This window comes from Gilliamella sp. Imp1-1 (assembly GCF_001690415.1).
GTDB classification, from domain to species: domain Bacteria; phylum Pseudomonadota; class Gammaproteobacteria; order Enterobacterales; family Orbaceae; genus Gilliamella; species Gilliamella bombi.
This window is the reverse complement of sequence record NZ_LZHK01000067.1, coordinates 1-8,667: the sequence shown is the minus strand read 5'-3', so window position 1 is coordinate 8,667 and position 8,667 is coordinate 1. Positions and strand designations below refer to the sequence as shown.

At 34.8% G+C, this 8,667-nt stretch carries 3 protein-coding genes and 1 pseudogene; all 4 read right to left on the bottom strand.

From position 1 onward, the window contains the following. Positions 1 to 211: 211 nt before the first annotated feature. A pseudogene (locus A9G38_RS06535) lies at positions 212 to 437 on the bottom strand (transposase); the annotation flags it as partial. Positions 438 to 787: 350 nt separating this feature from the next. Next, entirely contained in the window at positions 788 to 5,731 is a 4,944-nt protein-coding gene (locus tag A9G38_RS06530; RefSeq protein ID WP_034915020.1) for a DNA repair ATPase, read from the bottom strand. A 112-nt stretch (positions 5,732 to 5,843) separates the two neighbouring features. Next, on the bottom strand, positions 5,844 to 7,958 hold the full coding sequence (locus A9G38_RS06525) for a hypothetical protein (RefSeq protein ID WP_051634337.1): 2,115 nt from the start codon (positions 7,956 to 7,958) through the stop codon (positions 5,844 to 5,846). Between the two features lie 31 nt (positions 7,959 to 7,989). Beyond that, positions 7,990 to 8,640: a hypothetical protein gene (locus A9G38_RS06520; protein ID WP_034915017.1), complete on the bottom strand. Its 651-nt coding sequence runs from the start codon at positions 8,638 to 8,640 to the stop codon at positions 7,990 to 7,992. Positions 8,641 to 8,667: the final 27 nt, after the last annotated feature.

Here is an 8,667-nt window from a genome sequence, read left to right as displayed (position 1 = left end):
TAAATGCCGGTCTGTGATAGCATTCAATACCGAAACAATCACCGAATCATCCTGTAACTTAGGTTGATAATAGTAAGCACAACGGCTTAAGCCAACGATAGCGCAGCTCATAGCTATAGTAACAGAATGATTTTGTTGTAGTTGCTGTGCCCACGTTTTACGTGCCTTTGTGGGCACTAAAGCTTTTTTATGATTTCTTCCTGAAGCTGTGATTTTAAGCTCAGCTCGGCAAACATCTGCTTAAGTTTGCGGTTTTCAGCCTCTAGCTCTTTTAAGCGTTTGATATCCGAAGTATCCATTCCGCCGTATTTTTCCCGCCATTTATAAAAAGTTGAATTACCCATGCCATATTTACGGCAGAGTTCCTTGACAGGAATACCCGCTTCAGCTTCTTTTAAAATAGCGACGATTTGATGTTCAGTCATTTTTTTCATCATTAAATCCCCTTTTACTTTTATCATAGAGAATTTTCTACTTTTTTGTTGTACTGTTTTAGGGGATAGTTACAACCTTAATATAAACTTATTCAGTAATCGGATAAATGTAAAATTTGATGCACTTTTTGATTTAAATTCGTCATTTAAATAAAGCATTAAATAGTATTCCATCTACCCATATGGACAAAATGTAAAAAAAGTTTTTAGGTCATTATCAAATCAATGCAGTTAATCGTTCTGATACATTTTTCTAATAAAAGCTGAGAGTTATTTTCCGCTTTTATTAGTAAAATGATTAATAATAGACAAGCATATTTAAACTTAGAATTTAACGTATTTATTTTGTCTGTTTAGAATTTTAATGCTTGCACACTTTGCACTAAATCAGCCAACTGTGTGACAATTTGGTTACCTGTATTTGCTTCATCACCCCCAAGTGTTTTATTGCGCATAAAATCAGCCTTAATTTGTTGCCAACGTTTGGCTTGCTCTTTAGTTAATATGTCTCGAATTTCTGCCAATTTAAGAAGATTTTCTTCTGCCCCATTGGTGAGAAGTTGCGCTTCTCCAAGGTAGTGATCTTCAATAATTTGGTTAAGTTCATCATCATTCATAACCGACGAAACTTTTTCAGCAAGTTTGTTCATGTTTCGATAACTACCTTGTAACTTAAACGGCGGTTCGGTGCGATATTTATCAGATTGCGCTGCACTGATGATGTATTGTTGATTGACCTTAAACACTACTTCACGAATTTTTAATAAATGACGTAATACAGCTACAATTTCACTAATTTCAGCTTGGCTATAGGCATAACTCAGTTCGTTGGTATTGAGTGGTTTGCCTTGTGCATGATCAATAAGTTTATAAAGATCATTAAGATCACGCAGTGCCAATGGTGATAAAATTGGATTGGAAGTTAAGCAGTTTTCGATGTAACTTGACGCAAATACTTCATTCATTCCGCCAAGGACTTCACCTAAGTTATAAATATCGGCACGGTTGGCTAGCATGTCCGGTATCTGAAATACTTCACCTGATTCAGTGTAAGGGTTTCCGGCCATAATAACACAGAATTTCTTACCTCGAAGATCATAAGTTTTGGTTTTACCTTTCCAAACTCCTTCAATGCGCCGAGATCCATCACAAAGCGAGATGAATTTTTGTAAAAATTCTGGATTAGTATGTTGAATATCATCAACATATAACATAACATTATTACCCATTTCAAGTGCTAAATTTAACTTTTCAAGTTCTTGACGAGCCGTTGCGTTTGGCGCTTGTTCAGGATCGAAAGATAGTACGCTATGTCCAAGTGCTGGTCCGTTAATTTTCATGAAAATTAATCCCAGCCGGTTAGCCACATATTCCATTAGTGTGGTTTTCCCATAACCAGGCGGAGAGATAAGTAATAATAACCCCATTAAGTCAGTTCGGCGACTTTCACCGACTGTCCCCATTTGCTTAGCTAAGTTGTCTCCGATAATGGGTAGATAAACTTGATTGATGAGTTTGTTACGCACAAATGAACTTAAAGGTTTAGCTTTAAACTCTTCAAGATGTAAAAATTCTCGTTGTTCATCTAGGATTTCTTTGCGTAACGTTTGATATTGCTGAAACTCAGGGATCACAACTCTTGATTGTTTACGCATACGACTAAAAAAGTCATCAAGATTAATATTTAACACACCTTGTTTGATTGTTGGGTGTTCACCTAATAAATCATTGACAGTAATATCCAATTCAATTTCACTGACCTGTAAGGTAAGGCCATTTTCTTTATCTAACATACACAGCAAGATTGCTTCAGCTATATACTCTGATAATTTTTCGTATTTGGGTAAGGTACAAAGCCCTTTATACCAACTTTCAATAAGATTCCAACGATCAGCAGGGCGAGTTTTTAAATTTAATTGAGATTGGTCAAAATCCCCCCACATATGAGATTCTTCTAACTTGGCTTTTAGTCCTTCATACATACAATTACTATATTTACTTAAGGTAAACTGTAGAGGAATTTCAGCTAATACATAGCTTAAGTATTCGGTTGCTTGTTTGATATGATAATGTTCATGCCGTATTGGGTAGGTTTGTAAAAATTGTTTTAATTCAACAAACATTTCTGCTTGTAAATTGTTTAATCCCTCGTTATGACCAAATAATGCTTGGATATCTTTACAAGTTTTAGCGCGTTCAGGCCATAATTTAGCGACATCATTTTTTTGGTTATATTGCCAATATAGTATTGCTAAACTACGTGCTAAAGGATTGTAACGTAGTAAGCCAGCAGCTTCGCCAAGAGGAATAAGTTTTGATAAAATTTTTATGGCGTCATGATCATGTATGCCTTTTTCATAACCTTCTCGATATCGCATTGCAGCATAATCACGCACGGTTTTATTTAAACTTTCAGGCTGATTTAATTGACTGACTAAGTCTTCATAACTAATATCAAGCTCTTTTTTTAATGTGGCACTGATAATCAAGTAAGCTAGATATTCTCCTCGATAGACGATTGGTGTTTCGGATTCGAGTGAAATTGTCCAAAAAGGTTTAAAGCTTTCTAATTTAGCACTTTCAACTTTCTCTTGATAATCTGTACCTGTTAACTGTAAATACAAATGGTTTTCTTTGGGTACAATAGTTAGGTCAAGTTCTTGTGTATTAACACTAAATTTATGTCTTGGACCTAATTTAATAACATTGCCACCCGACTCAAAAATTTCTGATTTATCACGTAGAGCACGAATAGCCTGATCTTGCGCATTTTTAAATCGTGATTCGATATCATCGGCTTTTACATTATCAAAAAGTGTCCTTAGTTTTTCGACAATTTCACGAATTTTTAACGCTAAAGAATCGGCAACAAAAAAAGCATTCAGCTCGTTTTGATCTGAGAATTTAGCGGTTCGCCTTGGGAGACTATCCAAAATTCGATTAGCAGCTGTGAGTAGTGATTCGGTTTGCCTTGTTCTTTCTTCAAGAAGGGCCTGTTTATGTGTTTCGAATGATTCTAATATCTCTTCACGCTTAGCAAGTATATCATTAAGAAATTCTTCGCTTTCACTAAATTGATTTTCAAGCTCTTCAAGTTGAACCAGAAGTCTTGATAGTTCATCATCACATTTTTCTGGCGTGGCAGCAATACTTAAAGCACTGGCAATACTTTGACTAAATAATTTAAATTGGGCGCCAAATTGTGCGACCATTTCAACTCTAGATAAATTTTTTCGTTTTTGACTAATTCTTGCCTTAGTTTGATTAAGCTTTGCATAAACTTCGGCAATTGATTCGATGATTTTGGTTTGAAGTGTAACATCATCAAATTTTAAAGTTGCTATGAGTTGAGAAAGCATATCCAAGTCATTGGACATTTCGTCTGTATTTTTTATTGGCTCAATAAGTTTGGCAACAGTGTCAGCTTTTTCTAAATATTTTTCAATATCATCTATTTGGTTTATAAATGGTTCAAGTGCTTTATCACTAACCAAAAATTCAGCCGTTGCTAATGAGACTAATGATTGACGTTCTTTTAGCTCATTTTCCATTTTATCAATTTGATTTGAATCGATATAACGATAAGTTCTTAATGTAACAAGGCAACCCAATTGCATTTTTATTGCATTAAGCGCATCAACATATTCTTGAGTTTCTTGCCAACTATCAGGATAAAATTTTGCTAGTAGATCTTGTTGGTTAGTAATGGCCTCACGCATGGCACTTTCAGATTGGCGGCGTATGTTCTCGACTTTTTCATATTCATCGAGTACTAATTCACTTGTTTGCGAAATGTTACGCAAAATAGGTGAAAATGATAAATTCTTTTCATCACTAAGCCAAAAATAACTATCAAATAGTCGCTTAGAGTCTTCACTTAATTTACTATATAGTTGAGAAGAAACAGATTGATTATCAATTTCACGAACAATAAAATAGAGATCGGAGATACCGCGAACTAACTCAGCATTACCAATTTTCCCTAAAAAGCTGTTGTTGGTTGGCTGTGTTGCAGCAAATTCATCACTGTAAAAAGGTGTTTGCCAAATTTGCATAGGGTGAATACGAGTTGGTTCATCGCTTTCACCTTCAAATACAACCATTCGCCCATCTTCAAATACAGCATAGCCATGACCTAATATTGGGGTATCCAGTTTTCGTTCAATCATATTGTAGTTAAATAGCGCTAAACGACCTGAATTTGGATCATAAAAAATGTATAACACATCTTCGCCATTAGGAGAGCGACGGATACGTCTAAAACGCATTCCAGACATGGACTGTTCGAATGTTTTATATTCGCCATTTTGCAAATAATAACCACCAGGGAAAATCACTCCATGGTCTTCTGGCAACTGGATACATGCTTGACCGATAAAATCAATTCGTTGTGCTTCTTGAGTAAGAGTGTTATAGATCAGATATCGCCAGTTGTCTTCACGGTAGGGTAAGACTTTTAAGAGTATTAATGCGCCTACTTTTGCATATTCAATTTTGGCATCGTTTATGGACTGATTTTTATCGAGTACTTCTTCACGATAAATGCCTAATCCATCATTGGTATTGTTTTCACATTTTATGGTGAGATCACCACCAATTGTTTCAACAAAAACAGTATCTAAAATATTAATATGGGGGAATCGCCCATTAACAATGTTTTCACGAGTGGTTTCTATCCATTCAAAATCATAAGCAGGTGGTAATGCAATATCACGTTCACCACGATTATCAATATATTCAATGTTTTTTTTGTCACTTGAAATTGACCAGCGAAATACACGAATATCGCTTACTCGCTCACCAATTTGGAAACTGGCGAGTAATTTGCCGTCTCGTTCGACTAGTTGCAGCAATTGAGCATTTTTGTAATAAGTATATAGTTCATTGAAATCTTGAACAAAACGATCAATATTTAAAAAAGTATTTGATAGATCAACTGCATCAGCTTCATAATTTTCATCACGTTCAACTAGTTGGTAAAGGGAAAAAACATCTTCAACTCTGGTTTCTTTTTTCAAGCCTAAAAAGACGTTGTAACCAAATAATAACCAATCGCCAAACCGGACAATATCCCTTGCTATACAATTATTTTCGGTTCTTATTCGAATTCGACTAATGATTGACATATCACTTTTGCCAAACTCAGAAAGTCGCTGTTGATTTAATGCTTCTGTTTTTTGGTTGAGTTCTTGCCCTAGTGAAGTTAAACGTTTACGAAGGATTTCATAAGCTCCGCCTTCGGCAACTGCTTTATCGAGTGTGGTTTGTTGTTCGTTTTCTTGTCCTATTTCTACCATTTTTTACTCTTGATTTTCATACAGAAAGGTCATTGCTTTCGGAAGAGAAATCTTTTACCGAAAGCAGATGATAGTGATAATATTAATTTAACAATTAATTAAACGTATAGTATTAATTATTACCATCGTCATTATTACTATTTGATGGTAAAAATTGTTTAGCTAATGCTTTTAAATCAGTGTTTTTTAAAGTTTCGCTTAAATCAACATTTTTATTACCTGATAAACGTGATAGTACTGATTGTATAACAGATTGTAGTACTGGACTTTGGTTTACTGTCCCTTCAATAGCTTTACCAACGCTAATGGCTTTAGAAAAGCTATTAAAGAAGTTATCATTACCACCAACAATTTCAATGTTTGCCTTGCTAAATGCAGCCGCTAGTACATCAGCTTGCTCTCTGGCAATTTCTTTGTTAGCAGCAATAGCGGCCATAGCTTGTTCAAAGCCTTTTTCAAGTGCCAAGCGGAACTCTTCATGATTTTTAGACTGCTCATTCATTGTTCCCATTGCTTGGAATTTTTCGACTAAACCATTTGCTTCGGCAGTTAAACGTTCACGAATTACCAATGCTTCAGCTAAACCTTGTTCTTTAGTCGCTGCGGCTTTGGCAAAACCAATTCTTTCATCACCACGAGCTTGAGCTGAAAGCTTTTCTTCAAGTACTTTTGCTTCGGTTAAACCTTGTTTTTCTGTTGCTATTGCTTTCGCTTCAATAACCTTAGCTTCTGATAAGCCTTTTTCTTGATTTCCTCTTGCTTCTGCAAGTAAAGTTTCAGCAGTAATATTGGCTTTTACTAAACCTTCTTTTTCTTCTGCTTCGGCACGTGCTTTACGTACTTTAGCTTCAGCTAAACCAATTGCAGCTTCTTCGGCTTCAATACCTTGAGCGAGTTGTTTTTTTGCTTCAGCCTGTTTAGCAGCGGCTTCAAGTTCAGCTTGCGCCATTGTACTAATTTCTATTGCGCGGTGTTTAGATGATTGCTCATCAGCCTCTGCTTGTTTAACTTGTTTAACTAATTCTTGTTCAGCTCTTGCTTCTGCTTCGATAATAGTTGTTTGTTTTTCGCGATCGGCTTTTGAAACTTCTCGCACTTCTTTAATATTTTCTTCTTCAACTGCAACTGTTTTTTCAACTGCCACACGCTCACGAATAACATTAGCAATCTGTTTCTTTTCTTCTTCTAGAACTTTATCTTTTTCAATACGTTGTAATTCAACTTCACGCTCACGAGCAACAATTTCTAGAGAACGTGCTCTTTCAACTCGTTCTTCCTCAATAGCAATAGCTCTTAAGCGATTTTGTTGTGCAACTTCAACTTCACGTAAACGATTTTCTTCACGTACTTCAATTTCTTGTTGTGATTGAATTCTAGCTTGTTCAGCTTTTAAGCGCTCTTCTTCTTGCACTTTCAGCGTTTCAGCTTGTTCTCGTGCTCTAATGGTTTCTATTTCCCGCTTTTGGCGAGCTTCAGCATCAGCTTGTTGACGTTCAAGTTCTAATTTGGCTTCAATAGTCTCTGTATCTTTTTTCTTTAATGCTAATTCAAGATCCCTTTCTCGTTTGTTCGTTTCATCTTTATGAACTGAAGTAATAGATGTAATTTTGTTAATACCTTCGGCATCAAAAATATTATCAGGATCAAGTGATTTAATTGGGGTTTGTTCTAAATAGTCTATTGCTACATCCTCTAAAGCATAACCATTAAGATCTTTACCGATTACATCAATAATACGTTCACGGAAATTCATACGGTCCTCAAACAATTTAGCTAACTCAAATTGTTTACCGACTGTTTTTAACGCCTCTGAGAACTTTGCGCTAAATAGCGAACTTACAGCTTTTTGATCTGATGCTCTATCTACACCAATTGATTTTGCAACTTTTAAAACATCTTCAGTAGTTTCATTAACACGAAGATAGAAAGCGACACAAATATCAGCTCGCAAATTATCTTTACAAATTAAACCATCTTTACCTCGACGTTCTACGTCAAAAGTAATTAATGAAATTTTCATAAACTCTTTTTTGTAGATAACAGGATAAACTAAAGCTCCTGTAAAATGTACTTTAGGTTTTGAGCTCATATCATTAACAATAAGAGCTGTGCCTTGCGGAACTTTGATATAGAACGCTTTAAACAATAAGAAAAATCCAACAATCACAAGGAATATTATCCCTACAACTATTAGGAAAAAAATGATAGTGTCTGAATTTATTGTCATAATTTGCTATTCTCCAAAAATATTCACTTTATTACTGATGAAACTCTTCTATACTAATAATTTCATAACTATTATTTGTTGTATCATAACTAAGTAAGATAGCTTTATCCCCACGCTTGAAATAGTATGACTCACTACATCTAACTTGTAAGATTAATCCGGCGCCACCATCTTCGTAGATAGCTTCACCTTTCATGTTATTAACAAAACTGGAACGAATTTCAACTACTTGACCTAATAATAATTTATGATTATTCGATATATTGAGTTTACTAAATATTGGTCTAAGAGGAGTTATAATAAAAGCAGTTAGATAAACGGCTACAATAAAAGAAATAATTAATACAAAAATTCCTGCTATGTAATAAATTAGAACAAAATCACATAGCGGTAAAACTAAAAAACGAAAAGAAAAATAACAAATTGACCATCCTGATAATGATATTAATGTTATCACCAATGACATTGGCACTTGATTGAAACCAAATTTCATTAATAACCCACCAAATCCAGATATGTTCGGTGGATTATCAATTGATATATCAAAATCAAGGTTTACGTCTAAGCAATCAATAGTTAAAATACCGACAGCTACAACTAACCAATATAATACGCAAAGCGTTAGCAATCCACTAAAAATAATCACAGGAAAAGAAAAAAATATTCCCCAGAAAAAATCCATTATATTTCCTTTATTTTTTTAATATTT

Bases quoted from the DNA above. Each gene is read 5' to 3' on its own strand.
- A9G38_RS06520 (WP_034915017.1), bottom strand. From the start codon at position 8,640: ATGGATTTTTTCTGGGGAATATTTTTTTCTTTTCCTGTGATTATTTTT.
- A9G38_RS06525 (WP_051634337.1), bottom strand. From the start codon at position 7,958: ATGACAATAAATTCAGACACTATCATTTTTTTCCTAATAGTTGTAGGG.
- A9G38_RS06530 (WP_034915020.1), bottom strand. From the start codon at position 5,731: ATGGTAGAAATAGGACAAGAAAACGAACAACAAACCACACTCGATAAA.